This is a genomic window from Bifidobacterium sp. ESL0690 (genome assembly GCF_029392315.1).
In the GTDB taxonomy this organism is placed as follows: domain Bacteria; phylum Actinomycetota; class Actinomycetes; order Actinomycetales; family Bifidobacteriaceae; genus Bifidobacterium.
In genome coordinates this window covers 851255-878044 of record NZ_CP113939.1, presented here as the reverse complement: position 1 = coordinate 878044, position 26790 = coordinate 851255, and the positions used below count along the sequence as shown (strand labels likewise).

At 55.3% G+C, this 26790-nt stretch carries 25 protein-coding genes and 1 tRNA gene; 4 read left to right on the top strand and 22 right to left on the bottom strand.

Annotation, left to right across the window (positions count from 1 at the left end):
* Positions 1-188 precede the first annotated feature (188 nt).
* The 5 genes from OZX62_RS03520 to OZX62_RS03500 all read right to left on the bottom strand — a co-directional run bounded on the left by OZX62_RS03520 (position 189) and on the right by OZX62_RS03500 (position 5308).
* A complete protein-coding gene (locus tag OZX62_RS03520) occupies positions 189-866 on the bottom strand; it encodes a response regulator transcription factor (protein ID WP_277176630.1) in 678 nt (225 codons plus the stop codon).
* Positions 863-2287 (bottom strand): histidine kinase, encoded by a 1425-nt coding sequence (locus OZX62_RS03515; protein ID WP_277176629.1) that lies wholly within the window; start codon positions 2285-2287, stop codon positions 863-865. Before OZX62_RS03515 ends, OZX62_RS03520 begins: the two co-directional genes overlap by 4 nt.
* 77 nt (positions 2288-2364) lie before the next feature.
* The gene (locus tag OZX62_RS03510) at positions 2365-3228 is read right to left on the bottom strand and encodes an ABC transporter permease (protein ID WP_277176628.1); all 864 of its coding nucleotides are present in this window, start codon (positions 3226-3228) and stop codon (positions 2365-2367) included.
* Positions 3229-3290: 62 nt separating this feature from the next.
* Positions 3291-4064: an ABC transporter permease gene (locus OZX62_RS03505; protein WP_277176627.1), complete on the bottom strand. Its 774-nt coding sequence runs from the start codon at positions 4062-4064 to the stop codon at positions 3291-3293.
* A gap of 95 nt (positions 4065-4159) precedes the next feature.
* The gene (locus tag OZX62_RS03500; RefSeq protein ID WP_277176625.1) at positions 4160-5308 is read right to left on the bottom strand and encodes an ABC transporter ATP-binding protein; all 1149 of its coding nucleotides are present in this window, start codon (positions 5306-5308) and stop codon (positions 4160-4162) included.
* Positions 5309-5826: 518 nt separating this feature from the next.
* On the opposite strand from OZX62_RS03500, the gene OZX62_RS03495 reads away from it, so the two are divergent.
* A complete protein-coding gene (locus tag OZX62_RS03495) occupies positions 5827-5991 on the top strand; it encodes a hypothetical protein (RefSeq protein ID WP_277176624.1) in 165 nt (54 codons plus the stop codon).
* A 61-nt stretch (positions 5992-6052) separates the two neighbouring features.
* Here OZX62_RS03495 and OZX62_RS03490 read toward each other — a convergent pair whose 3' ends face one another.
* The 15 genes from OZX62_RS03490 to OZX62_RS03420 all read right to left on the bottom strand — a co-directional run bounded on the left by OZX62_RS03490 (position 6053) and on the right by OZX62_RS03420 (position 22940).
* Positions 6053-7159, bottom strand: coding sequence for a hypothetical protein (locus OZX62_RS03490; RefSeq protein ID WP_277176623.1), 1107 nt, complete (start codon positions 7157-7159; stop codon positions 6053-6055).
* 2 nt (positions 7160-7161) lie between these two features.
* Positions 7162-8817 (bottom strand): hypothetical protein, encoded by a 1656-nt coding sequence (locus tag OZX62_RS03485; RefSeq protein WP_277176622.1) that lies wholly within the window; start codon positions 8815-8817, stop codon positions 7162-7164.
* Positions 8818-9044: 227 nt separating this feature from the next.
* A tRNA-Arg gene (locus OZX62_RS03480) sits at positions 9045-9118 on the bottom strand.
* 228 nt (positions 9119-9346) lie between these two features.
* A complete protein-coding gene (gene clpX / locus OZX62_RS03475; RefSeq protein WP_277176621.1) occupies positions 9347-10768 on the bottom strand; it encodes an ATP-dependent Clp protease ATP-binding subunit ClpX in 1422 nt (473 codons plus the stop codon).
* Between the two features lie 201 nt (positions 10769-10969).
* A complete protein-coding gene (locus OZX62_RS03470; RefSeq protein ID WP_277176620.1) occupies positions 10970-11641 on the bottom strand; it encodes an ATP-dependent Clp protease proteolytic subunit in 672 nt (223 codons plus the stop codon).
* Between the two features lie 5 nt (positions 11642-11646).
* Entirely contained in the window at positions 11647-12270 is a 624-nt protein-coding gene (locus tag OZX62_RS03465) for an ATP-dependent Clp protease proteolytic subunit (RefSeq protein WP_277162685.1), read from the bottom strand.
* Between the two features lie 52 nt (positions 12271-12322).
* Entirely contained in the window at positions 12323-13630 is a 1308-nt protein-coding gene (locus OZX62_RS03460) for a chloride channel protein (protein WP_277176618.1), read from the bottom strand.
* Positions 13631-13955: 325 nt separating this feature from the next.
* Complete coding sequence (tig, locus tag OZX62_RS03455) at positions 13956-15335, bottom strand: trigger factor (RefSeq protein ID WP_277176617.1); 1380 nt, start codon at positions 15333-15335, stop codon at positions 13956-13958.
* A 49-nt stretch (positions 15336-15384) separates the two neighbouring features.
* Positions 15385-16716 carry an HRDC domain-containing protein gene (locus OZX62_RS03450; protein ID WP_277176616.1) on the bottom strand — a complete coding sequence of 444 codons (1332 nt, stop codon included), beginning with the start codon at positions 16714-16716 and terminating at the stop codon, positions 15385-15387.
* A gap of 138 nt (positions 16717-16854) precedes the next feature.
* Positions 16855-17328 carry an ASCH domain-containing protein gene (locus tag OZX62_RS03445; protein ID WP_277176615.1) on the bottom strand — a complete coding sequence of 158 codons (474 nt, stop codon included), beginning with the start codon at positions 17326-17328 and terminating at the stop codon, positions 16855-16857.
* 76 nt (positions 17329-17404) lie between these two features.
* Entirely contained in the window at positions 17405-19396 is a 1992-nt protein-coding gene (recQ, locus tag OZX62_RS03440; RefSeq protein ID WP_277176614.1) for a DNA helicase RecQ, read from the bottom strand.
* The gene (locus tag OZX62_RS03435) at positions 19396-20019 is read right to left on the bottom strand and encodes an isochorismatase family protein (protein ID WP_277176613.1); all 624 of its coding nucleotides are present in this window, start codon (positions 20017-20019) and stop codon (positions 19396-19398) included. The genes recQ and OZX62_RS03435 overlap by 1 nt, the downstream gene beginning before the upstream one ends.
* A 117-nt stretch (positions 20020-20136) precedes the next feature.
* Positions 20137-20631, bottom strand: a complete 495-nt coding sequence (locus OZX62_RS03430; protein WP_277176612.1) for a PIN domain-containing protein — start codon at positions 20629-20631, stop codon at positions 20137-20139.
* The gene (locus OZX62_RS03425) at positions 20628-20993 is read right to left on the bottom strand and encodes a type II toxin-antitoxin system RelB/DinJ family antitoxin (RefSeq protein ID WP_277176611.1); all 366 of its coding nucleotides are present in this window, start codon (positions 20991-20993) and stop codon (positions 20628-20630) included. The genes OZX62_RS03430 and OZX62_RS03425 overlap by 4 nt, the downstream gene beginning before the upstream one ends.
* Before the next feature lie 138 nt (positions 20994-21131).
* Positions 21132-22940 (bottom strand): alpha-glucosidase, encoded by a 1809-nt coding sequence (locus OZX62_RS03420; protein ID WP_277176610.1) that lies wholly within the window; start codon positions 22938-22940, stop codon positions 21132-21134.
* A gap of 259 nt (positions 22941-23199) precedes the next feature.
* On the opposite strand from OZX62_RS03420, the gene OZX62_RS03415 reads away from it, so the two are divergent.
* The 3 genes from OZX62_RS03415 to OZX62_RS03405 all read left to right on the top strand — a co-directional run bounded on the left by OZX62_RS03415 (position 23200) and on the right by OZX62_RS03405 (position 24996).
* Complete coding sequence (locus OZX62_RS03415) at positions 23200-23694, top strand: hypothetical protein (RefSeq protein WP_277176609.1); 495 nt, start codon at positions 23200-23202, stop codon at positions 23692-23694.
* A complete protein-coding gene (locus OZX62_RS03410; RefSeq protein ID WP_277176607.1) occupies positions 23681-23884 on the top strand; it encodes a helix-turn-helix transcriptional regulator in 204 nt (67 codons plus the stop codon). Before OZX62_RS03415 ends, OZX62_RS03410 begins: the two co-directional genes overlap by 14 nt.
* A gap of 119 nt (positions 23885-24003) precedes the next feature.
* A complete protein-coding gene (locus tag OZX62_RS03405) occupies positions 24004-24996 on the top strand; it encodes an NAD(P)-dependent oxidoreductase (RefSeq protein ID WP_277176606.1) in 993 nt (330 codons plus the stop codon).
* Between the two features lie 140 nt (positions 24997-25136).
* On the opposite strand, the gene OZX62_RS03400 is transcribed toward OZX62_RS03405, so the two are convergent.
* Both OZX62_RS03400 and OZX62_RS03395 read right to left on the bottom strand, forming a co-directional pair.
* Positions 25137-25922, bottom strand: a complete 786-nt coding sequence (locus tag OZX62_RS03400) for a dipeptide/oligopeptide/nickel ABC transporter ATP-binding protein (protein WP_277176604.1) — start codon at positions 25920-25922, stop codon at positions 25137-25139.
* Positions 25915-26703, bottom strand: coding sequence for an ABC transporter ATP-binding protein (locus OZX62_RS03395; RefSeq protein WP_277176603.1), 789 nt, complete (start codon positions 26701-26703; stop codon positions 25915-25917). Before OZX62_RS03395 ends, OZX62_RS03400 begins: the two co-directional genes overlap by 8 nt.
* Positions 26704-26790: the final 87 nt, after the last annotated feature.

The following is a 26790-nucleotide window of genomic DNA, read 5'->3' as shown; positions in this document are numbered from 1 at the left end:
AGGTCGGGTAACCATCATGATTCCAAATTGAAACATTATGAATCTTTGTTTTCCACGATGCTTTCCATCACTTGACATGGCTTCCTCACCGCTGTCGCATTCACGAATTTCGAACTATTCCAAAACCTGTATCAAGATTATTGAATTATCGATGTCAAACCATATGGAACTTCGTTGATTTTCAAATATCAAAGATTATCCATACCGGCCTTGTACCAGAGGACGGCTATGTTGACGCGCTCTCGGGCATCGAGCTTGGCAAGAATGCGGCTTACCGTCTTTTTGACGGAATCAGGTTGGATGCTCAGGCGTTCCGCGATTTCGGTATTGGTCAAGCCTTCGCTTACCAACGAAGCGACTTCAAACTCGCGTCTGCCAAGCGTTGCGAAACCCTCGCGCAACTCAGCTTGTTCGGCTTTGGCGTTTGCCTTCGAAATCCCCCGTTTGATGACTTCACCGGTGATCCGCGGTGTCAAAATCGCATCACCTTCATAGACCGAATGAATGGCGCGGCACAGATCGGCCGTATGCACATCTTTTAAAAGAAAACCGGAGGCACCTGCTCCCAGCGCCCCGAATGCGTAATCGTCCTGATCGTAGGTGGTCAGCATCAAAATCTTGATGTTCGGATACCGCTGTTTAACGGCGGCAGTCGCGTCAATGCCATCCATGACGGGCATCCGCACGTCCATAAGCAACACATCCGGCAGCGGTTTATCGGCCGCACTCAATGAAACGAGCATGTCAAGCGCCGCCTGTCCGTTTTCCGCCTGCCCGACCACCTGAAGCTCGCGATCTTTGGCGACCATCAGTGCAAACCCCATTCTGGCCGGACGCTGATCGTCCACAATCATGACGCTAATCATCTCTGTTCAACTCCCTGCGATTGCTTGTCGACAGAATTCATCAACGAAGGAATGTACGCCTTCACCATCCAGCCATCAGTGTCCGGTCCAGCGGCAAACGTACCGCCCACCCGTTCGACGCTTTTCTTGAGTCTCGTCAATCCCGTGCCATCGCTATATTCGCCTGATTTTGCCTCAATTTTGCCGTTTTCTGTACCAGATTCAGATAAACTTCTTCCATTTTGGCCCGGTTTATCAATTGATTTTCCATTGTCCCGCACGGTAATGGCAATGCCATCTTGCTTGTCATGGTCCCAGGAAACGACGATTCTATCGACACCCTGCCCATGCCGAATAGCGTTGGTAATGGATTCTCGGGTAACAGTAAAACTCAAATCTGCCTGCTGTGGGTCCTGCGGCCGACGTCCGGTTTCCGTCAAGGCCGTAGTGATGCCGATTTGACGGGAATGATCCAGTATGGGATTGATGTCATCCCAATTGTGCAGCTCAACTTGAGCAGACGACATGGCGACATTGCTGTCCTGTTTACCATTTTGGACAATATCACCAGCGGTTTGCTCGAAACCATGGTTATTTTCCTGATTCACGTTCTTATCACCATCAACATGTTCACCTGGCTGCAGCGCCTTTACAGCGGTTCTCGTATCCGTAAGCCCTTGCCTAGCCAAATCGTTGATCATATTGATAGCATCGTTCATCTCAGGCTTGTCACTGACACCGTCCAGTCCTTCGGAAAGGGCAATGATGGCGGTCAGATCATGGCCGACACTGTCGTGAAGTTCCGCTGCTATACGCGACTGTCTCATGACCCTGTCACGCTGCAGCGCCAATTTTTCGCCACGAACTTGCTCGTCGCGTAACTCATGCTCGGATCGCCGACGTTCTCGATAGCTTCTCACTATCAGTCCCATTGCAATGAAGACAACGTAGAGCAGGACAAATGGGTACAAAAAGTTGGTCAATTCGGCATCTTGATGCCATACAGTCGCCAAAACCACGCTGCCCAATCCCAACAGACCAGCAGCGACCAGCCCACATATCCGCGATGGCAGGCTCTCGATTCCTACGGCGGCAAAATACAAGGCAATCGCCCACGGCAGCGACAGATAGCTGAATGCCGAGCCATAAAGCGCCGAGACAAGCATAAACAAGCCGGTTTCCGCCAGCAATATCCATAGCGGCCAACGGCGGCAGAACCAAATTCCAACAACCGCCACGATGACAATAAGGACGAATACCGGCATTGCCCATGCCCTAGTCGCCATCGCCAATCGCAATGTCTCATTCGCAATGCCGGGAACCAGCATCAAACGTGTCACGATTACGGTTTCGTAGAGAGCGCAGAGCACGGCAAGGATGTGGGCACCGTTTATCCGTGACCAAGCCTGACGAATCCGGTCTGTCAACATTGCCGCACTCATGTCAGCCTCCTCACCGATTCTGATTGTGTGCCGTTCCATTCCATTATGACGGTTTTGGCGTATAACTTTGGGCATCATCACACGGCTTTACGGGTAAGCCTGCGAAACATCAGTCCACCGACGATGACCCAGAACGCAGCCATCAGCGTTGCCGCCAAGATGGAACCCACCGACGCGATATTGCCCAAATCTCGAGCGGCCGAGGCACCAGTGATCAGTGAAAAAGGATAGGCCAACGCCAGTGAGGGGATAATAAGCGACAGCACACATCCAATCAAGGTGAGCACCAAGACCACGCTCATAGTGCCGGCGAATGATTCGAATTTCGCCGAAATCGCCTGGGTCAGAGTCATAATCGCCCAGACCGCCAAGGTCATCGGAACGCCACGAAGCAGGAACGGGCCGACCTCACGCAAGTTGAAGCCAAGCAGCACTTTGCCGACTATCAAGAATTCAGCCTCGAAAACCGCCAAAGTCAAAACCGAGGCCAGCAAGCCGTGCAACATCTTGCCCGTAACCGCCGCCGACGCCGTGCCGCTGGCGTTGAGACGCTGCCAGTTGCGGCCGACGTGCTCGTTGGATTCGATCTGGGAGGCGAACGCCGCGACCAGAATCGGCATGAACACCATGCTTGGTAACAGGATGGCCTGACCCCATACCGCCGCCCACGTCACACCTTGAGCTTGAAAATCCTTGTGATAGTCGACATACTGGCTCCACCCGTTGAACATGCCGATGAGGCCAAAGAGCGCCGTCGCGATCCAGTACCACAAGTTGCCCGCTTTCTGTATTTCCCAACGGAGTGCTGCGATTATCGAAGGTTTGGATGGACACCTTGTCGCTTCTCCGCTACCATCAGTGAATCTCGGAGAGACCACGCTGGACGTATTTTGGGCGTCGCCTACCAGCCCGTTCATTGTCACTTGTCTGTTCATCATCATGTTGCCATTCATTGTCTTTTGTCGCTGCAGCATCGCTAATCTGTTTGCTCTCTCATTTCCATTCATCGCTTTGACTCCCTTATCTTGATGGCCAACGCCGAAACAACGACCCAAAACGCACATACGCCAAAACTTACTACCGCTCGAACCCACGGATTGCCGGCCATCGTCACGCTGGCATATCCATTCGCCATGGCTTTGCTCACGAAAGGATCGGCGGCGGAACTGATGCCGGCGGGAAACAGCCAGCCAAGCTGCGGCTTGCCCATTGCAATCAGTCCGGAACCAATCAAGCCGGCGATGACACCGATTCCAAGTCCCACGGCCTGTTTGCCGACGACCATGGAAATCAGCAATTGGACGGCCGTGACCGCGAGCGATGAGAACAGCGCAATCAGCGATGTCAGAATCAACAGGCTCGCAAAACTTCCGGTAAAACCAAAACCTTTCGCCTTCGCGGCCACAGGAATCCACACCAGAGGAATGATGAAGCACGTCGCGAGCGCCAGCCCCGCGACCACAAACTTGGCCAGGAACCTCATCACTTCTGATTGGCCCAACGACAGCCATTTGAGGTTCATCCGCCCACCCGTCTCCATCACTGCCAAGCGACTGGTCAGCAGCGCAGCCAGAATCGGTGCCATCAAGCTGATGAAGGTGTATGGCTCGTTGTCGGCGAGCAAAACGGTACGAAGCGTAGAGTTGCCGCCGACCCGTTTCATGAACGCTGCCCCTGACCATGCCGAGGTCAGCAATGCCATGCCCGCCGCCATCCACCAGAACGATGACCCTTTGAGCTTGCGCAGTTCCATGCGGATTGCGGTGAATACGGGCATGCCGCTTTTCTTGCTGGTTGTGTTTACAGGGGTTCTCGGAACCGATTGATTGTAATACGGATTGTCGTATGGACTGAATCTTATCACGCAGTCACTCATCGCACACCTCCCGAAACCGACATCAAGCTGACGTTGGGATATGGTCGGAATCCGGAAACATTCCGATTCGCCATAGTTGACATATTGCCGATATTCGCTGCCATCTGGGTCGTTTTGCTTCCGTATGCCATCGTTATCGATGCTTGATTGACGCGATTGTTCTGTTCACTTTGTGATTGCTGATTTTGCGGACTTTCCACCAACTCGAGGAACGCTTCTTCGAGACTTTTGCGTTCGGAGGCGACGCGGTAGACCGCGATGTTCCTATTAACCATTTGCAAAACCAAACCGGCAATCCGGCCATCCGAACATTCCGGAATCTGCAGCTCGCCTGTCTGCGGTATGAGCTGATAAGGCATGCCGCTTTGGCTAAGCACGTCCGCAGCACTTTTCGGGTCGGAGACGCGGATATCGATATGCCCCTGCTCGCGCAAATCGTCCAAAGAACCCTGATACAGCAGACGACCTGCAGCGATGATGCCGACCACCGGTGCCATCTTCTCGATTTCGGAGAGGATGTGACTGCTAATGATGACAGTGACCCCTGCTGAAGCCGCCAGATTCATAATCATCTCGCGAACCTCAACAACGGCCTCGGCATCCAAGCCGTTCGTCGGTTCATCAAGTAACAGCAATTCCGGTCTCGAAATCAGAGCCATGGCGATGCCCAAGCGTTGCTTCATGCCCAGCGAATAATCCTTCGCCTTCTTGTCCTCGTGACCCTTCAGACCGACCTGAGCCAGCACCTGAGTGGCTGCGCAAACCGGCAGACCAAGATAGTCCGCAACCATGCGGCAGTTATCCAAACCGGACAAGCCTGGATAGAAGCTCGGTCCTTCAATCATCGAGCCGACGCGCCCCGGCTGGATACGGTTATTTCCACCGCGTTTGCTGTCAATCTGCTGCCCGAGCATCCACATCTGACCGGAGGTCGGCGAGGTGAGCCCCAACAGCAGTTTCATCGTGGTGGATTTTCCGGCACCGTTGGGACCAAGCAGGCCGTAGACACCACCCATCGGCACCTTGAGATTCAGACCATCCACCGCTTTGAAATCCCCGTATGTCTTCACGAGGTTCTGGGTAGCCACGGCCAGTTTCGGCTGCTTTCCAGATTGTCCGCGGTTCTCGTAACTATTGACGTTCATTGTTCCGCCTTTCTAGTAAGTACTTCGTGTACTTCCTATACAAGACGCGACAACTCGCAGCGGCAACGCAAGACGGAAAACTGTACCCCTAGGTAGACATAACAGTATGAAAATTGGGGTTATAGACCGTACGTGATACAAAACAACCTCAAAGACGATTACAGACACACATTCTGACCTATAACCCAACCCTAAATCTTGTCCGGAGTCGAGATACACCTCGGCCCTGGTGTTCGTTTCCAAACACCAGGGCCCGCGGCCATAATAACGGGATGAATCGAAACACCCCATCCATTGCGGCCTCACCGGATAAAAGCTTTATTCGCCGGCTAGGTTCCAGTGAGTCACCTCCGCAACAGACATAGCCAGTATACCATCTACTCTATGTAATACCTATTTCGCGATAGGATGGAATTGTCGCCAAGCCCCTCACCAAGGTTTGCGCGACCGTACAGCCAGCCGGCTGTATCGACCTCGCCGCGCCTGTCGTGGCGCGGCCACAATAAAAAGGACATGCTATGTCCAATCGGAAGAAGGGCTTTGACGCCCCTGAGATCATCCAAGCCATCGTGCCACTTTTCGTCGTTCTTGCGGCGAACGCGGATAACACGGTGGTTGATGTGCTGCTCGTGGCTGTGACAGGCTGCGCAGTGGCAATCGTATGGAGGTATCGCAGGCAATAATTGAAGCCGGCCTGACCTAGAGCAATGCGGGTCAGGCACTTCCTCGACCTGGTGACGACATTCATGATGACGGCCTGTCTTGGTTCTTGCCTATTGTCTTTGTGCTTTCCACATCCTCCAACCATTGCGACTGCGGTATGCCGGTCAATCGCTCGAGCACACTTCCCGAACCGACAAACTCAAAACGCGAACTGATACAACAGCCATTACGCAGCCATACCGAATGTGCGTCATCCGGAGGCATGAAAGTACTCGAATACACCACTCCCAGCTTGGGAACGATAATCGAGGCCGTATACGGCTCCGGACCAAAGCGCCTGTCTCGCTCTTGACTGTCACCGCCCAGCCACGTGCGGCGGTAGTCGTGTGACACCATTGTCCCCGATTCATAGCGAATTTTCTTGATGCCGTACTTATAGCCGAAACGATCAGGGTTCATCAGTCCGTCCGCCAACTCGCTCAGACGTCCTCGGAACTCCGGATGCACGGCCTCGCAGCTCTTGGCCGCATGAATGTCACCATCCAGCATGTGCGAAACAAGCTCGTCCTCTTGCGCAGAAGCATCTACCGAAAATCCGTTAGGCTTCTTCGAATAGCGCCATAGCCGGGCCAGATGGGTGGCCTTCATGAACGATTCCTCCCAATTCTCGGGTCCTCCCAGGTCGAGCAACGCGTAACCGGGCCGGTCCGCCGAAAATGTCCGGCAGATCATCGTGGCCGAGCGCCTGCCGAAGCACACACAGAACGTCCGCTCGTCAGGTTGACTATCATCACTGTCATCATCGTCGACATCATCGAGGATTAGGGACTCGTTGTTGTGCAGCGCCAACCCCTTCTCTATCATAGGAGCGACATCGGGTATGAACCCGTCGGCCACGTCGAAACGGCAATCGCGAATCGGATCAAGCACATGCGCCAGCGCCGGGCACGGGTTTCCATCGCGGTCGACCAAGCCCAGCCCCTCATACGAAGCCACCAGATCCTCCCTCATCTCGTCAAGCGTGTCCTGCTCCCCGACATAGCCCAACGGGACCTGATCGACCGGTACCGCGCACCGCGCGTAATCCGCTCCCCCGATCAACGTGGCCAAATGCTCGGAAGTGAATCCCACACCACTCACCGATTCCGGCGTCCATTCCTTTCTCATCTCCGTGAATGCACCAGTCATTATCATGCCCTGTCCTTGCTGCGGGAAAGTTTGCGATTCCAACGGGCCTGAAAGCCCCTCCTATCAGACCAGCTGCCGCCATCGACTATCACGGATGGACTGGCACCCACACCACGTACATGATCCTCATACATGCGAATGAACCCGTTGACATCGCCAATCGCGGAGAGCGGCAAGATGACCCCGCCAAAGCCTCTGTCGACCTCTACATTGCTAATCACGACGCATGACCGGCATACATACAACCGATTACAGTCCTTCCAAGCGAATCGGGAGACCTCGGTCCTTCTCGGTCCGGACCGCGTCCATTTCACTTCTTCATCTGTGAACACCACACGGCAATGCGCCGACCGGTTCAAGCCACGCACCAAATCCATGCGCCGCGCCGGCCGAGTGAACCCGAACAACGTGATATCCCGATCCAAACGAAGCGACCACGGAACGACTACTCTTTTAAGCAAGACAACAAACAAGATGTAAAAGACCACTCCCAAGCCTACGAACGCCAGAATTTCAAGGATGATACGGCCCCAGAAGAAATCATCAGACATATCAAGTCCGATATCAATTCCGATATCAAGATCGAACGTGGTTCCAAGTATGATGCAGACAAGGACATCCCAAAACACGAACCTGTGCCGGGCATACTCGAACCCGCCAGCTACCATGTACGCGGAATCCTCGGCCACGCTCAATGTCAGATCGTAGTCATAGACAACCGAGTCCGGAGGCAACGCCGACTCATCAAACGGCTGCGCACAGATACGCTTTGTCGTACCTGCCTGTTTCCTGATTTCCTCTGAACGATTCCGTGACGGATATCCGCTGCCGGAAAGTTCCGCAACTTCATTTTTCTGCGTCCCTTTATACCAGCGGGCGACCAAGCCTCGGTCATCCGACCAACGGCCGCCTTTGACCGCCACCATCGGCTCGGCATCCATGGCACGCGCCCTCTCCAAACAGACCCTCAAGAACCCGTCCACATCGCCAATCGCCGACAACGGCAACACCACCGCATCGAACCCACTAGAGGCCTTTGTATCAGCCAGCACAACACACGACCTGCACACGCACACACGGTCACAATCCGCCCACACGAACTTCAGAACCCGCGTGCCGTTTGCTCCAAGACACAGCCAAGTCACCCCGACATCAGACAGCACTGCTCGACACCGCACCGACAAACCTGCCTTGCGTAGCAATTCCGGCTCCAGATGCCCGTATGGACCCACATAGCCGAACGACAGAAGACTAGGATTGAAACGATCCCTCACCCATCCCATTCTCTTCGATAAAGAGGGGGCTAGATAAACGCAGAGAAGAAACAGACCGCCACCACCACAAAACAGCATGGAAAAATACCACATAGGAGCCTCGCCGTCATCAAAGGCCGTATCATGCACACAGATTCCCAACACCGTCAGAAGAAAACTACCCACCAGACCGGGCAGCAACACATTTCTGGGATTCCCACCCCGGTCTCTCAGCAGATTTGTGGCATCCCGCACCATATCAAGAGTCAAATCATAGTCATACACGTCGCAAGCAGATATCTCCGACGAAACCGGACCAGAGGTTGACGGTGCACAATATGGCTCAAACGGTAGACGCCGACGCGGCGTATAAAGCGACGGCAACAAAGACAATTGCATTCTCATCTCTCCATCCCAACACAATCGTTCACTCCGATTTACAAGCCAACCTGCAGCCAGTCCATCACCGATTCCACAACCACAGAAAGCAGCAGTGCAGCGAGCTACAAAGACGCTCAACGATGGTGTCTGCAACAAGTGCTTTCTTGCCACTTGCCTCACTGCAATCACCACGTTGTCGCCAACAGAATCGAAAAAATCCACAGAACCTTGCGATTCCGCGGATTAATCTGTGCGCACGGCAGGATTCGAACCTGTAACCTGCTGATCCGTAGTCAGCTGCTCTAATCCATTGGGCTACGTGCGCAGTGTCAAGAACCTTGTTTTTGACAACTCATCTAATATAACGTAAGTGCCCGATTCACGCAAGCTAGGCGTGTCGCGCAGATAAATCGCAGTATTACAAATATCGGAACAACCTCACCACCAAGGCAAAACGGATTGGTACAACAGGTATTGTCAATCGACAACTCTTCATCGGGGCACAATCAAACTCAGACAACATACCGCAGCTGCAATGATGGCAAAATTCTGCTTATCCGAACGCGTGTATCTTGCCGCGACGCGACGAACGGCTGGACGAGGACGACGAAACGACCATCTTCGGCACGCCCTCACCGCTGACAGCGGAAGCGTCAACGATGACCTGCTGAACATCATTCATCTCCGGAAGCTGGAACATGGTTTCCTCAAGCGTCTTTTCGATGATGGAGCGCAGCCCGCGGGCGCCAGTGCCTTCCCGGATGGCCTTCGCAGCAATGGCAGCAATGGCTTCATCGGTAAACGAAAGCTTGACCCCGTCGACGGCGAACAGCTTGCGGTATTGCTTGACCAGCGCGTTGGCCGGACGCACGAGGATGTCGCGCAGATCCTGTTCGGTGAGCTCGTCCAGCACACTCACGACCGGCAGTCTGCCAATAAATTCGGGAAGCAAACCAAAATCACCCAGATCATCGGCATCGACCTGACGCAGCAGATCGGCCTTGCTCTCATCATGCTCGTGTAGTGTCGCGGTAAACCCGCTTTCCTGTGCCCCAAGCCGCTTGCGCACGATGCTGTCGAGACCGACGAACGCGCCGCCGCATATGAAAAGGATGTCGCGCGTATCCATTTTGACCGTGTTCTGGTCACGATGCTTGCGCGTGCCTTCACCTTCCAGTGGTACAGATGCAATCGTGCCTTCAAGAATCTTCAGCAACGCCTGCTGTACACCTTCCCCACTCACATCGCGGGTCAGCGAAGTGCTTTCGCCGCTTTTGCGTGCAATCTTGTCAATCTCATCGATATAGACGATGCCATGCTGGGCACGGTCAACGTCACCGTCTGCGGCCTGCAGGAGCCGCTGCAGCACGCTCTCCACATCGTCACCGATATAGCCGGCCTCAGTCAGCGTGGTAGCATCCACGATAACGAACGGCACATTCATCACGCGGGCGAGCGTCTGGGCCAAGTAGGTCTTGCCGACACCTGTGGGCCCAAGTAGCAAAATATTGGACTTCGCCACCTGCACATCAGCCAGCGGATCAGTGTCGCCTTTGCCGGAGCGCTTGGCAGAACCCGTCTTGCCGTTTCCAGCAGCACCGGACTTGCGTGCCGCGCCCGACGCGGCAGCCGCCTTGCCCATACCGGCTCCGACTGCACGACCGCCCTCGCCCATCTCCATGTTGACGCGCTTGTAATGGTTGTAGACGGCCACCGAAAGGGTACGCTTGGCCTGCGGCTGCCCGACGACGTACTGGTCGAGGTAGGCGTATATTTCAGAAGGCTTAGGTAGGTTCAGCGCGTTGATCTTGACGTCTTTGTCGTTGTCGTCCCTGATGAGCTCGACGCATTGGGCGATGCATTCGTCACAAATCGCCGCGCCCTGGCCGGTGACCAGCTTGCGTACCTGACGTTCGCTTTTACCGCAGAATCCGCAGTGTGGGACGGAGTCGTTATAGTCCACCACGTCGCCCATGCCTTCTCCTTACCGCGTCATGCGCTTTCAACCCGGCCTTTATTCAGGCCGTTCGCTCGCCGTTCTCTTCTACGGCGACATCCGATTACGACGATACCCCTCGCGCGCGAACGCAAGGGGTATCGAATCGTTTTTGTTATAAATCTACACGGCAAATCGCGGCATAACCGATGTGGTTATCGCTACCGTTAGAGCTACAAGCTACTTGCGGTTGGCGAGCACTTCGTCGACCATGCCATAGTCCTTGGCCTCCTGAGCCGTCAGGAAGGTGTCAACCTCGATGTCCTTGCGGATACGCTCGGCAGACTGGCCGGTGTGCTTAGCCAGCGTGTTCTCGAGCCATTCACGCATACGCAGCATCTCCTTGGCCTGAATCTCGATTTCGGTGGCCTTGCCGGCTCCCTGATCGATGGCAGGCTGGTGGATCAGCACACGAGCGTTCGGCAGCATCAGGCGCTTGCCCTTGGTTCCGGCTGCAAGAACGACGGCCGCAGCAGAAGCTGCCTGTCCAAGGCAAACGGTCTGCACATCTGGCTTGATGTATTGCATCGTGTCGTAAATTGCCGTCATCGCGGTCATGGAGCCGCCGGGAGAATTGATGTACATCATCACGTCGCGGTTCGGGTCCTGGCTCTCCAAGACGAGCAGCTGGGCCATGATGTCGTCGGCGGAGGTGTCGTCCACCTGCACACCCATGAAGATGATGCGGTCTTCGAACAGGCGGCTATACGCATCCTGCGTCTTCATGCCGTACGGCGTCTTTTCGCTGAACTGCGGCATCACGTAACGGCTCTGCGGCGCGAACCCGGCCACACCACGGGGGCCGGCGAGACGCTCGACACGAGCTACAAACTTCGCTTCTTCACTTGCCATGTTACTCACTCCCCTGCCTTTTCCGTACGCATGCTGCCCGGCGTGGTCACAATCTTGTCGAAGAACCCATAGTCCAGCGCCTGCTGGGCGGTGAACCAGTGATCGTACTCGTTGTCGCGATAGATCTCTTCAAGAGTGTGACCGGTCTGGTCGGCGGTGAGCTGCGACATGGTCTTCTTCATATCCATGATCAGCTCGGCGTTGATGCGCACATCAGTGGCCGTTCCGCCGATGCCGCCCGAAGGCTGGTGCATCAGAATGCGGGTGTGGCTGGTGGCGAAGCGCTTGCCCTTGGTACCACTGGAAAGCAGGAACTGGGCCATGGAAGCCGCCATACCGACAGCCACGGTGGCCACGTCAGGTTCGATGAGCTGCATGGTGTCGTAGATGGCCATGCCTGCGGTAACCGAGCCACCGGGCGAATTGATGTAGAGCCAGATATCCTTCTTCGGATCTTCGGCCGCGAGCATCAGCATCTGCGCGCAAATGACGTTGGCATTGGAGTCCTTGACCTCATCGCCAAGCCAGATGATGCGTTCTTTGAGAAGCCTATTGAAAATCGGATCCGTGATGGCGGGGGCCGAATCCCCCTCGTCCATCGACGGCATAGATGTCAGCAATCCTGCCACCGTATCTCCTTGATATTCACGTATTTATTACCGTTAACGATATTACCCGCACTTATACGACAGCCCTCGGTTTTTTGCGCTGAGAACGAGAAAGAAAGCAGTTGAAACCGCGAGAGACCAACGCCGACACGGCCACACCGATACCAACCGGCACGAAGAAAGCCATTGGGGCTCCCGTCAGTTCCATCACCAGGCACATCGCCATCAGCGGAGCTTGCTGAGAGGCGGCAAGCAGGGCGGAGGCACCGACCAGCGCACACGCGGTGACGGTATCGCCAGGGCTTATGATGACCCATGCGAAGCCGAGCAAAGCGCCCAGCGTCGCTCCGATGGAAATACCGGGCTGGAGCACGCCACCGGAAGCGCCGGAACGGATGGTACCAAGCGTCAGCACGATTTTGGCGATGAACAGCGCCAGCAGAATCGGCACGAAGGCATTGGCCTCGCGAGCGGTGGCGGAGAAGGCGTATTGTGCCACGGAACGGCCGTTACCCATAATCTGCGGCAACCATATCGCCACGACGCCGGTCGCCAACGCCGCCAGCGGCATCATCCAAAGGATACCCGCACCTTTGGGCTTGTTGCCCTCGGCCCATTGCGAGCCTTTGCGGAACAGCGCGCCGGCGATGCCACAGACAATACCGGCAAGAACGGCGAACAGTGTCAGGCTCAATGTTGGAATCGTGGATTTACCCATGGCGGCCATACCGTAGAAAGTTCCGCGCCCACGAATCATCGAGGCGATGTAAGCGGATACTGCCGATGTACCGAGCGCCATAGTGACGGTTTCCATGGTGATGTCGGAAAGCAGGATCTCGAGGGCAAAGAACGTACCGGCAAGCGGGGCGTTGTAAACACCTGCAAGACCAGCTGCTGCAGCTACGGCCACAACGGTTCTGCGGTCTTTTTCGTCATTCAAGCGGAAAAGTTGCGAGAAGCGTTGGCCCAGCATCGCGCCGAACTCACGCGGTGCCACCTCGCGGCCGATGGACGAACCGGAACCCACAATAAAAATCTGAAGCAAGACATGGACGGTGGTCTGCCAGACCGGCATCCGCTCCCCCGCCACGGCTTTTTTGACCGACGGTACTTTGGTGGTTTTGGTGCGCAGCAGCCACCAGATAACCGCGGCGAAAACCGACCCGCCCACGATCGAAGCGATACGTCGCCATGCCGCCACCTGATACGGGCTCGGGTCCTGCGGATTCTCGACATACCCCAGCATCAGGCGTTCGACACCGCTCAGCATCAAACCAAGCAGCCCGGAGCTCACCCCGACGACACCACCAAGCAGGAATATCACGGCGGCGATGATGCCCAACCGCTTCAATCCGCTATTGTTATCCTTCTCTTGTTCCACCAGTACTTCCGACTTTCCGCAATCTTCATTTGCACCGAAGTTTCCGCTACCTCCGGCTTTACTGTCTGGAACCAATATAACCATGCCCGCGAAAAATAGAGATATACAATGACCAATTCGGTTCGTTCATCATTGACATTCGACAAAGCGGAAAGCAACCGAAAAAACAAAAAGCTCATAGCCACGAAATTTCTATGGCATCACATGATTTCGAATTCGAATGCCAACACCGAAACACGAACGTCGAGCATGCAGAAAGGGAGCCGGGGCGAACCCCGAACTCCCTTTCAGAAATTTTAATCAGAGATCAGTCGCTACTGCGATTTCACTCGGACTTGTCTTGGTCGGAAAGCTCGTCGGCGACGGCGGCAGCGGCGGATGCGGCCTCGACGCTTTCGTTCTCTTCGGCATCTTCAACGGCCTCATCCTCACCGAGGAACGGGGTCAGGTCGAGATCCTTGCCGTCGCAGGTGAACTTGACGGCGCGCATGCCGGCAAGCAGACCCTTGGAACGGCCGACTTCCTGAACGGCGGAGCCGAGCTGGCCGTTCTGGACGATGGCGTTGATGAAGGCGCTCGGATCCATGCCGTACTGCTGGGCGATGGAGGCGAGGAAGTTGGTGACGTCCATCTGGGAGACCTTGACGTCGAGCTGCTCGGCCAAGGTGTCGAGCACAATCTGGTCCTTGAGCTCCTTGTCGGTGGCCTCTTCGGCTTCCTTCTTCTGCTCGTCGGTGGCCTTGTCTGGATCGGCGGTGACCTGCTTCAGGCGGTCCTCAACCATATCCTTGCGAACACCTGCGGGCAGCGGAATCTCCACGTCCTTCTTCAGCGCATCGAGGAACGCATCGCGAGCCTCATTGGCCTGGCGGCCTTCGCTGTCACGCTCGCACTGCTTGCGAATGTCGGCCTTGAGCTCGTCAAGGGTGTCGAACTCGGAAGCTTCCTGAGCGAAGTCGTCGTCGAGCTTCGGCAGTTCTTCAGCCTTGACGGAGTTGACCTTGACCTTGATCTGGGCCTTCTCACCTTCGTGATCGCCGCTTTCCAGCGTGCCTTCGAAGGTGGTCTCCTCGCCGGCAGACAGGCCGTCGAGTGCTTCGTCGATGCCATCGAGCAGCTTGCCGCTGCCGAGCTCGTAGCTCACGCCTTCCTGGGAATCGACGGACTCGCCGTCAATCTGGGCGTCGAGGTCGATGTTGGCGAAATCACCCTTCTTGGCAGGACGATCGACGCCCACGAGGGTGCCGAAACGCTGACGAAGGTTGTCGAGACGCTTGTCGACGTCCTCATCGGTGACCTCAGTCTTCGGGACCTCAAGAGTCATGCCGTCGAGCTTCGGCAGCTCGATTTCGGGGCGGCGCTCGACGGTGGCGATGAACTTCACCTTGGTGTCGTCCTTTTCGCTGGTCGGCAGTTCCTTGACATCAAGCTCAGGCTGAGCCATCGGGCGAATCTTCTTCTCCTCGAGAGCCTTGGAATAGAGCTCCGGGACGGCGCTGTTGACGGCCTCACCGGCGACGGCACCGAAGCCGACGCGCTGGTCAATGATCTTGCCGGGCACATGGCCCTTACGGAAGCCCGGGACGCTGATCTGCTTGGCGATTTCCTTGCGGGCCTGATCAAGATAGGGGTCGAACTCTTCCGGATCGACGGTGACGGTGAGCTTCACCTTGGTGGGCTCGAGATTCCTCACGCTGATTTTCACGCTAGTGCTCCTGACGATAATTCCAACTACTTCTGCCTTTAGGCAACCCTCATATGATAACGCGACTTACGGACTCGGAGACAAGCGCAATCTGCCATTGCCGCGCCCCTTGCTCGCGCAGAAATTCGGGGATATCAAGCTCCGCTGCATTATCCTGCCAGCAAAGGTTGCGGATGATCTGCGGCTTGATGACCACATCCGGCGGAGTCCTCGTGTCATCGGCGATCTGGGCGATGACGGCACGGACTTTCTTGAGGCGGGCGAAACGATCCGGGTGATGAACAGACCAATATTTCATCGAACGCGGCGCGTTGGCCTGGGCTTCCTGCGGAGGTGCCGGGGGTTCCGGCCAATCTTTTGGCTTAAGCTTCAGAGCTTCCTGGATGGTGTCTTTCCATACGCTGGGCTTGATGGAGCGCTGGATGGGCGCATACCGTTCGAACATCTTGTCCTGCTCGTTACCCATGTGGATGCGCACGCGCTCGTTCAGGCTGCGGATGGCACGGAACTGTCGGGCGTTGTGCGGCTTCTTCTGCGCGGCCTCGATGATGGCGGCATCGCTTAGGAGCAGGGTCGGGGCGATGTCGTGTTCGCGGGCAAGCTCATCTCGTTTCTCCCAGAGGGCTTTGGCCACAGCCTGGCCACGCCTGTCGTGGCCGAGAGCAGTGAAGTGAGAAATGCGCATCCACGGCACCGGATGAGGCGTTTGCGGGCCGGTACCTTGAGCGAGCGCATGGCTGAACTCCTCGTTAGCCCATTCCATTTTGCCGGCCTTTTTCAAGTCGGCACGCATTTTCGCTTCGAGTTCGATCAATAGCTCGACGTCTAGCGCCGCGTAATTGCGCCAATCTCTAGGCAGAGGACGATACGACCAATCGGCAGCGGAATGCTCCTTTGCCAATGTAATACCAAGATAATGTTCGGTGACCGCGGCCAGGCCGAAACGCTTCAGCCCCAGCAGCCTTGCGGCGATTTCGGTATCAAAAAGATCGCGGACCTTCATCCCCAAATCGGTGAAACCGGGCAAATCCTGCAGGGAATCGTGGATGATCCATGTGGTATCACCGACGGCACGGTTGAATTCGTTCCAGTCCGCTCCCGCTTTGTTCAGAGCTATCGGATCGAACAGGACGATACCTGAACCGGTGCGTTTGAACTGCACCAGCCAATCCTCATGACCGTAACGATAGCCGGAAGCACGCTCAGCATCGGCGGCCAGTGAACCATTGCCAGCAGCTAACCTATCGCAGGCCTCGCGGAATCCGTCGAGCGTATCGGTCACTTCAGGTACGCCTTCACGCGGCTCTTCCTGCAATCGTGGCTCGCTCAAAACCGAACTCCTACTCCGTCCGCTACTAGGTCCCGTCGTCGCACTTTTCATAAAAGACGCCACGAGTCTCTATCCAGTGGACACTGCTATACACTAAATCCGGCGTCCACCATATCGCGAGCCTTGGGCAGCGCTACCTCCTACCAACTGGGACTCGGTTACGTCAATCATGATGCGGCCACTATCGGTTCAAAGTCGTTTGACCACACTGAAGCGTTCACAGACGACCTCGGTATCGTCATTAATCTTGAAATTGGGGTCACCTATTTCTTCCCGGAATTCGTCGCTTTCCCAAAATTGCTCATGCGCCTTGCGCCAGCCCGCCACATCGCCGTAGCCTTCGCCTTCGCCACGGGCATGTTCATCAGTAATGTCGCTTATTTTGCAGACCGTGACTTCCATCAGCCGGGTCACACATACCGGCTTGTCTTCGGAATCAACCACCACAGCGAGCTTTCCGACCTGCGGCAACGGCTCACGGTCGTGCTGGTATTCGACAAGCAACGAGGTCGTCCTCGTTTTACGCCCCTCAAGAATCGCCTCAACCAAGCTATCCCGCATAGGGCCGGGAAAGCCGTACTCATCACGTTCGAGGCTTGCCAAATCAACGATATCGTCTTGCCTGCTCGCTATATCGTCTGATTCAGAATGGCTGTTAGTCATTACTTCTCATTTCTTCGGCCGATGGCCCTTATTAGCCCTTAATAGATTTATCGTTTAGGCCGTTCGCTTCCGTTTGCTACTGCGCACGCACCACATCCATAAAACGAGGGCCGTAGAGATGCAGCTTGTTTTCGCCCACGCCGTTGACCGCGAGGAACTGGGCGTCGGTGACCGGCTTGATACGGGCCATGTCGCGTAGGGTCTTATCGGAGAAGACAATGTAGGGCGGCTTGCCGATTTCCTGGGCGATGGTACGCCGCAGCTCGCGGAATTTCTGGAAGAGTGCCTCGTCTTCGTCGGTGACTTCATAATCCCCGGCTGAAGAAACCCCTGCACGCATATCAGAGTCGGCATCGTAAGAGCCGAAAGCGGAACCCGACGTTGCCCCCACAGGCTTCTTGCGCTGGATACGTTTGATTTCATAGTGAAAATCAGGCTTGACCGTCTCCCCTGCACGCGCGCCGAAACGAACGATCGGCAGTCTGCCTTCAGAAACGAAGAGATAGCCGTCGGTTGCCATCTGGTTGATGACATCACGAATCCTGGCATCCGGCACATCGTGCAACGCACCGTAACTTGGCACGCGATCAAGGTGTCGGTTAATCAAGTCCTGTGCTTTCGAGCCTCGCAATACAGAGACGATTTTGCCCATGCCGAAGCTTTGATTGATGTCGTGAACACAACGGCTGACGGCCCGAGCCACGTCGGAGACGTCGATGGTCTCAAACGTGCTTTCGCAATTGGCGCAGTTGCCGCATTTATAGATTTCACCGTTTGTCGGGTCTTCTTGCGGTTGACTGTTTTCCGTAGGATTGACACCATTGGGATCGGCGAAATACCGCATGATATAGCGGTGCAGACATTCGGTCGTGCGGCAATAGCCGATCATGGCATTCAACAGACGCCGATGACTTTGGCGAACGATTTCCTGTTCCTCTGGACTCATCCGGTCGTTGTCGGAATCCATGTCCAGAAGCCTGCGGCGGGTGACGATGTCCGATTCGTTCCAGAGCAACGTGCAACGTCCGGGTTCGCCGTCTCGCCCAGCTCGACCGGCCTCCTGATAGTAAGCCTCGATGCTTTCCGGCATATTGTGATGGATGACGTAGCGGACGTTGGACTTGTCAATGCCCATGCCGAAGGCGTTGGTGGCCACAACCACCGGCACCTGATCGGTGACGAAATCACGTTGCGCCTTGTCGCGAGCCTCGGCGGACATGCCGCCGTGATAGGCTGCGGCACCGATGCCATGCCGGTTCAGCTCGTTGGCAAGCGACTCGGTCTCCTTGCGGGTGGCACAATAGACGATGCCGGATTCGTCGGGATGGTTGGCCGCATATTCCGTAATCCATACGTTCTTGCGTTTCGTCGGCATATTGATGATATCAAAATAGAGGTTGGGCCGGTCGAAACCGGTAACCGTGACTTTCGGAGTCTTCAAGCGCAGCAGACGTACAATATCGCGACGCACTTTTTCGGTCGCGGTCGCCGTGAACGCCGCAACGGTCGGCCGTACCGGAAGACTGTCAATGAACTCTCCGATACCTAGATACGACGAACGGAAATCCTGCCCCCATTGCGAAACACAGTGTGCCTCATCAACGGTAATCAGGGAAATCTTGACCTGCGAAGCGAAGCTGCGAAATCGTTCGGTTTCCAGGCGTTCGGGAGCGACGTAGAGCATTTTCACATCGCCACGTCGAGCTTGGGCGAAGACCATGGATTGCTCGTCACTTTCCTGCGTGGTGTTGATGAACGCAGCCTTGATACCTGCATCATTCAAAGCATCCACCTGATCGCGCATCAATGAGATCAACGGGGAGATGACAATGGTCAGCCCCGGCAGCATGGTGGCCGGCACCTGATAACAAATGGATTTGCCAGCGCCGGTCGGCATCACTCCCAGCACGTCATGACCGGCAAGAATGGCATTGACCAGATCCTCCTGCCCTTCGCGGAACGAATCGTAGCCAAAATACTGCTTCAGGGCTGCGAGCGCACCGCTGGAAGACCCAGACGATACAGACTCAGTCTGGGCCGATGACGAGGAAAAGGTCAATGCAGGCATCAGTCACCCAGTCCGTTCTTCAGCTCGATGCCGGCTTCGTTCATTTGCTTACGAGCGCTCACACCCTGATCCTCACTGACTGGTTCGGTCATGTCTTCAAAAACGGTAACGGAATATCCCAGCTTCTTAGCGTCAAGCGCGGTTTCCTTGACGCAATGCGATTCGGCCAGACCGACCACATCGACATGATCGACACCGACATCCTTCAGCCCTTGGGCCAAGGTCTTGCCGTCCTTCTGCATCTGGGCAAATTCCTCGCGGGTCTGTACGCGATCGGTATTGTCTTCGATACCTTCGAAGCCGGAATACGCCGAAGCATACTGGCCCTTCTTGAAATGATGCTTGAGATTCAGCGCTGCAATCTGCGGCATCAGCTCAGCATTCGGCGTGCCAGCAACACCGTGCTTCGGCCACGAATCGACGAAATCGGGATGATCGGAGAAATGCGAACCCGGTTCGATATGCCAATCCTGCGTGGTGGCGATATAGGCGTACTCATCACCATGCGCCTTCACATACTCGGCGATGCGGTCGGCCACAGCCGTACCGCCTTCGACGCCAAGCTCCCCGCCTTCGCAGAACGTGGGCTGCACGTCCACGATAATCAATGCCTTGCCTGCCATATCGACTCCTGCCACTACTTGAATCCGAACGATTTGTCGAATCCCAAAACCAACTCTACAAAGGTTGCACCGCTTAAATCGCCGAGCGCGAACCCACTCAACTCGAACCTCAGACGATCAGTCTTCTTCAATCTGTTTCAGCGCATCCTCGACGCTGACGCACAAATCCGGAAAATGCTTGATCAAATCCTGGTCGCCGGTCACCACCATGTCGGCATTAGCCTGGCGCGACGCGGCGATAATGAGGTCGTCCTCATAATCAGGATGTGCAGAACGCAATTTCAGCGCATTTTTGCAAACTTGACCATCAACAGCAACGACCTCACAAACCTCCATGATTGATTCAACACTGTTCCAGCCAACCTGAGCAACAAGCTGCTGCACCGTGGCCTGCTCAACGCCTGCCATGGCATCTTTGAAATCCCGTTTGGTGTTCACTTTCACAATGTAATCAACATCTTTGAGCGACAATGCCACGCACATAGGATTTAAAGTCTGATTGGCACATACGTCCATGAGCTTTAACGCTGCGGACTCCCGCAATGAACGATGCATAACGATATCGATAAGGATATTGGTATCAAATACAATATTGCGTTTGCTTTCCTTCATCGTACTGCCACGCTTTCTTGAATGTAATCCTCATACCGTTGTTCGTCCGCATAATCATGAAGTTCCTTTGCAGACATCGACTTGAACGGATCATCGCCACGCCCGATAAGTCCCATATCGCTCAAAGTTCGCGGGACTATTCCGCTCATATTGTCGATCTTCTCAAGTTTCTTTCGTTTTTCGAGCTCCTGATCCTTTTTCTCGCGAGCCGTTTCCAAATCGGGAATCTCGCCAGAATCCTGGATGTAGTCCCACAGCTCGCGGATCACGGAACTCGGAGTCTTGCCAATACGCTTCAGTATCTCGTCGACCTCGTCTTTCAAGTCGGCATCGATACGAACGTTCATCTGCACCATCGACATGGTTTCTCCTTACCGCGAATTCATAACTCTATATGCTATACAATATATTATATTGTATAGCATAATGAAAGTCAAAACGAAACAACAGCATTATCATACCTGATTTTTAAAAGGTTTCAGCTATCAATAGCATTTATGCTATACATAATATACAAAACCTTCCCACGGTCCAAGCTGACCATTCACGGGCAGCGAACCAGTGACAGAAATCAGTAACCGACCCTCATCAAGCTTCCCGCTCGACGCCAGCAACTTGGCCGCCTGACGCGGAATCGGAACGGTCTGACCAGAACAGTTCACTGCCACCAACAACTTCTCGCCACCCAACGAACGAGTGAAAGCGTAGACATGCTCGTCATGAGCATCGACCAGCTTCCAGTCTCCAGCGGCGACCACAGCATTGGTGTGCCGCAGCTCGATAAGCCTCTTATAAAACGAATACACAGAATCCGGATCGCCCACTTCCGCCTCAGCGTTGATGACATCATGGTTCGGGTTGACGGCAATCCACGGTTCAACCGAAGCATCCGCTGCCGTAAAACCGGCATATTTGCCGCCATCCCACTGCATCGGCGTACGCGCGTTGTCGCGGCTGCGCTTGGCCAGCACGTCCATCATTTCCTCGGGAGAAACCCGATGCTGCTCGTCGACGCGTTCCTTGTAGATATTAAGCGATTGGATGTCGCGGTATTGCTCGAGCTGCGTGAAGTGGGCATTGGTCATCCCCAGCTCTTCGCCCTCATAAATATAGGGAGTTCCGCGGTGCATGTGAAGCAACAATCCAAGTGCCTTGGCGCTTTTGACCCGCATCGCCTCGCTGTCGTCACCCCAACGCGAAAGCGCACGCGGTTGGTCGTGGTTGCTGAAATACAGGCTCGCCCAACCGGCTTTGCTCACCACCTTCTGCTCCTTGGCCATGATTTTGCGCAGGCCGTCGACCTTGAACGGCACCGGCGTCCATGTGTCGTAGTTCTTGCAATCGAACAGCACATGGTTGAACAGGAACATCATATCGAGCTCACCGTGAACCGGATCGGTGATATAGCCGTCGCGTTTCAAGCGGATCCCCGGAGCTTCGCCCACGGTCATATAGCCTTCACGCCCGTCGAAAACCGCGTGCCGCATCTCGCGCAGGAACTCGTCGAGCCGCGGCCCGTCGGTACAGGCCAGGAACGGCGTGGAATAGCCATGATTTGCCGGCAAGTCTGGAATATGGCCGCCCTGTTCGCCCGGCAGTTTGCCGTTGGAATCGACGCGCTTGGAGATTTCGGCGATGACGTCCATGCGGAATCCGTCGATGCCGCGATCCATCCACCAGTTCATCATCTTGTAAATGGCCTTGCGCACCTTGGGGTTCTCCCAGTTGAGGTCGGGCTGTTTGGCGGAATACTGGTGAAGATAGTATTCACCCCGTTTCTGGTCGTAAGTCCACGCCGACCCACCGAAATAGCTGCCCCACTTATTCGGCTCCGCGCCCGGCGTGCCTGGTTCGTGCCCCTTGCGCGCCGGCCTCCACCAATACCAGTCGGCATGCTCGTCGTTTTTGTCACGGCTGGCCCGGAACCATGCGTGCTCGTCCGAAGTGTGGTTGACCACGAGGTCCATCACGATCTTGAGCCCGCGTTTGTGAGCTTCTCTCAGCAGCTCGTCCATATCGTCCATCGTGCCGAATCTGGGGTCGATGTTCTGGTAATCGGCGATATCGTAACCGTTGTCGACCTGCGGCGAAACGTAGACCGGACTCAGCCACAGCACGTCCACGCCGAGACCTGCCAGATAGTCAAGCCGCGAAATAATCCCTTGAATGTCGCCGAAACCATCGCCATTGCTGTCTTGGAAACTGCGCGGGTAGATCTGATAGACCACCGCGTTGGCCCACCAGGGATTCGGCGTAGCCCCGTTGGTCCGCACGTCGTCCGCAATCGTCATTCGCTGCCCATCAACCATTGCCAACACCTCTTTTCGCTGCTGTATCTTCGCGCTACGTACCAAATCTCGATATTCATCATATTCGTGCTGCGAGAACTTGAAATCCTTCGATGCTTCGTTTCTCACGACCCGCGATTGCCACACGTCATTCCGCTTTGCCTAAGCCTTGAATCGCCGACAAGACCGAATCAACAATGTGATATATTTGCAACATAGTGATAAATACATCACTACATTTACAGCCACGAAAAATCTGTAATTACGGAAAGGAACCAAGATGCCAACGCCGTCACATCGTTTCAATCCCAAAAGCTGGTCGCTGAACCAGATTCGCAAGGCGCAATTCGTTTGCATGTTGCTCGCCACCCTTGTTTCGCTTCCCTCGGTGTTCTTCCCCGACACTTGGATCTGGCAGCATTTTCTTTGCATGGTTGGCTTCATCGTTCTGACAGGAATCGATGTCGCCTTCAACAAACTCATTTCGCGCGGCCCAAACGGTATGTTCACCATGGGATTGAACGACTCGGCGGAAAACAGACTGAAGGACGAAAGTGCGCTGCTCCACGAGAATCAGGCGAACACCATGTCCATTTTCATCCTGTTCTTAGTACTCATCTGCATCGCCATGATCAACCAATTCGTTTTAAACAATTGGCTGCGTTTCAACGTCTATCTTCTGCTTTTCCTTGTCTCTTTGATGGAGACACTGCAACTGGGCTGCTATCTCTGCCTCGAACGCCGTGACTTGAAGGCCGCCGATGCCAAGGCTTAACACCACCCTTAAGCAGGTTCGTCAAAACGCCGGCATGACACAATCCGAACTTGCCGCTCTCGTCGGTGTGCGACGCGAGACCATTATCCGGCTGGAAGCAGGGGCCTACAACCCCTCACTCAAGCTGGCGCTCGACATCGCCCACGTCTTCGACACCACCGTCGAAAAACTGTTTTCCTTCGACGATTAATACATAAAGCCAAGCACTGCTACAGCAGACATAACTCCCGGCGATATCCATCCACGACATCTTTCGTAAAGCGATAGTCTTCGTTTCCATAGGCCAGAGGCGGAATTATCCTTGGGGGTATGGAGTATATCGAAACGCAATCCGAACACACCGAACTGCCGCTGGTGGTCATTCCCTCGATGTTCGAGGCCATGTACCAGCCCATTGCCACGAGCATGCGGATGTTGCGCAACGTCGCGCGCGTACGGATGTACAAGGATTTCAACATCGAACCCGACACCATCCTCGAACGCTGCAAAAACGCCGATATCGTCGTGGTCATCGGCTTCCACGTCACCGGCAGACTGCTCGAGGAGCTCGGCACCCACGTACGTTGCTTCGTTTTCGGTGGCACCGGCGTCGCCAATTTCATCGATCTCAACCGCACCCGCGAGCTGGGTATCCGTGTTTGCAACACAGTCCATTACGGCGACGAAACCGTTGCGGAATATACGTTCGCGCTGATTCTCGAACTTGCGCGCTCAGTCGGCGCCATGGACCACAACATCCGCGAGGGCAATTGGAGCGGGCTCGAAGGCATGTCGCTCAAGGAAAAGACGATAGGACTGATCGGTTTCGGCGGTATCGGCCAGACCGTCGCTCGCATCGCCGACGGTTTCGGCATGCATACGCTGGTCTGGAACTCCCACGTCAACGCCGCCACCGCACGCTCCCTGAGGACGACACCTGTTGACGATATCGGAGAGCTTATAGCCCATTCGGATATCGTGAGTCTTCATCTGCCACTGAACGAGGAAACGCAGAGGGTCGTGACCGCTGCCGACCTCGACCGACTCAAGCCAGGCAGCTACTTCATCAACACGGCACGCGCCGAGCTCATCGAGGAAGGTGCGCTGGTCAACAGGCTCAAGCGCGGCGACGTCAAGGCCGCCATCGACGTCTACGACAAGGAACCCCTGCCGCCCGACGATCCGCTGCGTTCGGTTCCCGGCACCATCCTCACCCCGCATGTCGCCTGGCGCGCGGACGATGCCTATCGTGATCTTTCACGCCAGCTTGCACGCTCGATTCACGCCTTCTGCAACGGCGAGCGCTTTAACGTCGTGGAGTGATCGCTGACATCAACACAACGGGGCACGATTTTCGACAATTCCGCCCTAACTTTACAGACACATGGGCTCAGCCAACGCGGTCAAAAGCACCTTTCTGCATGCTTTGGCCTCAGTCATCACCAATCGACAGCCAGCAAACCCTACAGCGATGCGGCTGCAACCAGCTCGCAGGTATAGGCGGTTTTCGGACGATTCAATACATCATCGGTGCTGCCACTTTCCACTACGTTGCCATCGTGAAGGACGACGATCCGGTCGGCGATGTGCTGCACCACACCCAAATCGTGCGAAATCATGATGATGGCCGTCTCCGGTCGGGACTTGCGGATGGCGGCGAACGCTTCAAGTATCTGCAGACGTGCAGCCACGTCAATGGCGCTCATGGGTTCGTCGGCGACGATGAGTTTGGGATCGGTGACCAATGCGCGGGCGATGGCGACGCGCTGCGCCTGCCCACCGGACAGGTCGATGGGATAACGATTCAAGAACTCATCGGGGTCGAGGCCGACCAGAGCCAAGGACTCACGCACTTTCGCGGCTATATCCAGATTGTCGGTTTTCGTACGCTTACGCTGAATATTCAGCGGTTCCGCCACGGACTTGGCCACCGTCCAGCGCGGGTCGAGCGAAGTGAACGGACTCTGGAACACGAGACTTGATTCGCGTCGCAAAGCCTCATATCCAGCGGATTTGCGCCCGTCAACTGGCTCGCCTTCAAACGTCACCGTCCCCGAAGTCGGTCGGTCAAGTCCCAGCAGAATCCGCGTCAACGTCGATTTGCCCGATCCTGAACCTCCGATCAATGCAAGGCACTCCCCCGACCGCACTTCGACGCTGACATCATCCAGCGCGGTCTGCCGGTTTTTGCCTTTTCCGAAAACTCGGGTGATTTTCTCGCCGGTCAGCAGCATCTGTTGTTCAGTCATCACCATCCTGCTTTCGTTGCAATGTCAGCTCTCTCGCTGCACCGACCAATTTTTTCGTCTGTTCGTTTTGCGGATTATCCAACAAATCAGCAGTATCTCCGGATTCGATAATCCGACCATCATCAAGCACATAACAACGCGTTGTGGCACGGGCGAGCACCGAGAAATCGTGGGTGATGAAGAGCATCGAAGCACCAGCCTTGTCAACCAATGAAACCAGCAAATCAACGATCTGACGCTGGGTGATGGAGTCAAGCGCGGTCGTTGGTTCGTCGGCGATAATCAAACGCGGCGAAGTGATCAAAGCCGTGGCGATGCCGACGCGCTGCTGTTGACCGCCGGAAAGTTCGCTGGGATATTTTTTCGCCGTCGCTTCGTCAAGCCCCACTTTTTCGAGCATGGTGAGGACGCGCTTCTGACGGTCGGCTTTATCCAAGTCATAATGGAGTTTCAGCGGCAGCTCGATTTGCTTGCCAACGGTCAAAACCGGATTCAACGATGACGCGGGATTCTGGAACATCGCGCCGACATAACGCCCGCGCAAGCTTGCGAGAACGGTTTCATTGGCCCCAATAACCTGCGTATCACCGAGCATCACAGAACCGGAAGATTGCGCGTTTGTCGGCAAAAGACCAAGCATGGCCTTGGAAATCATAGATTTGCCGGAACCGGACGAGCCGATGAGCCCGACCCGTTCGCCGTCGCCGATATGCAAATCAACACCGCGAACAATCTGTTTACCGGCAATGGAAACGCCAAGCTGTTTCACTTCAACGCTCATGACTTGCCTTTCCACTTTGGTATCCGTACATTTTCCCTTCGCAAGCTGCGAATACCTGATTGACGCAATAACGCAGCTTCGTCATGT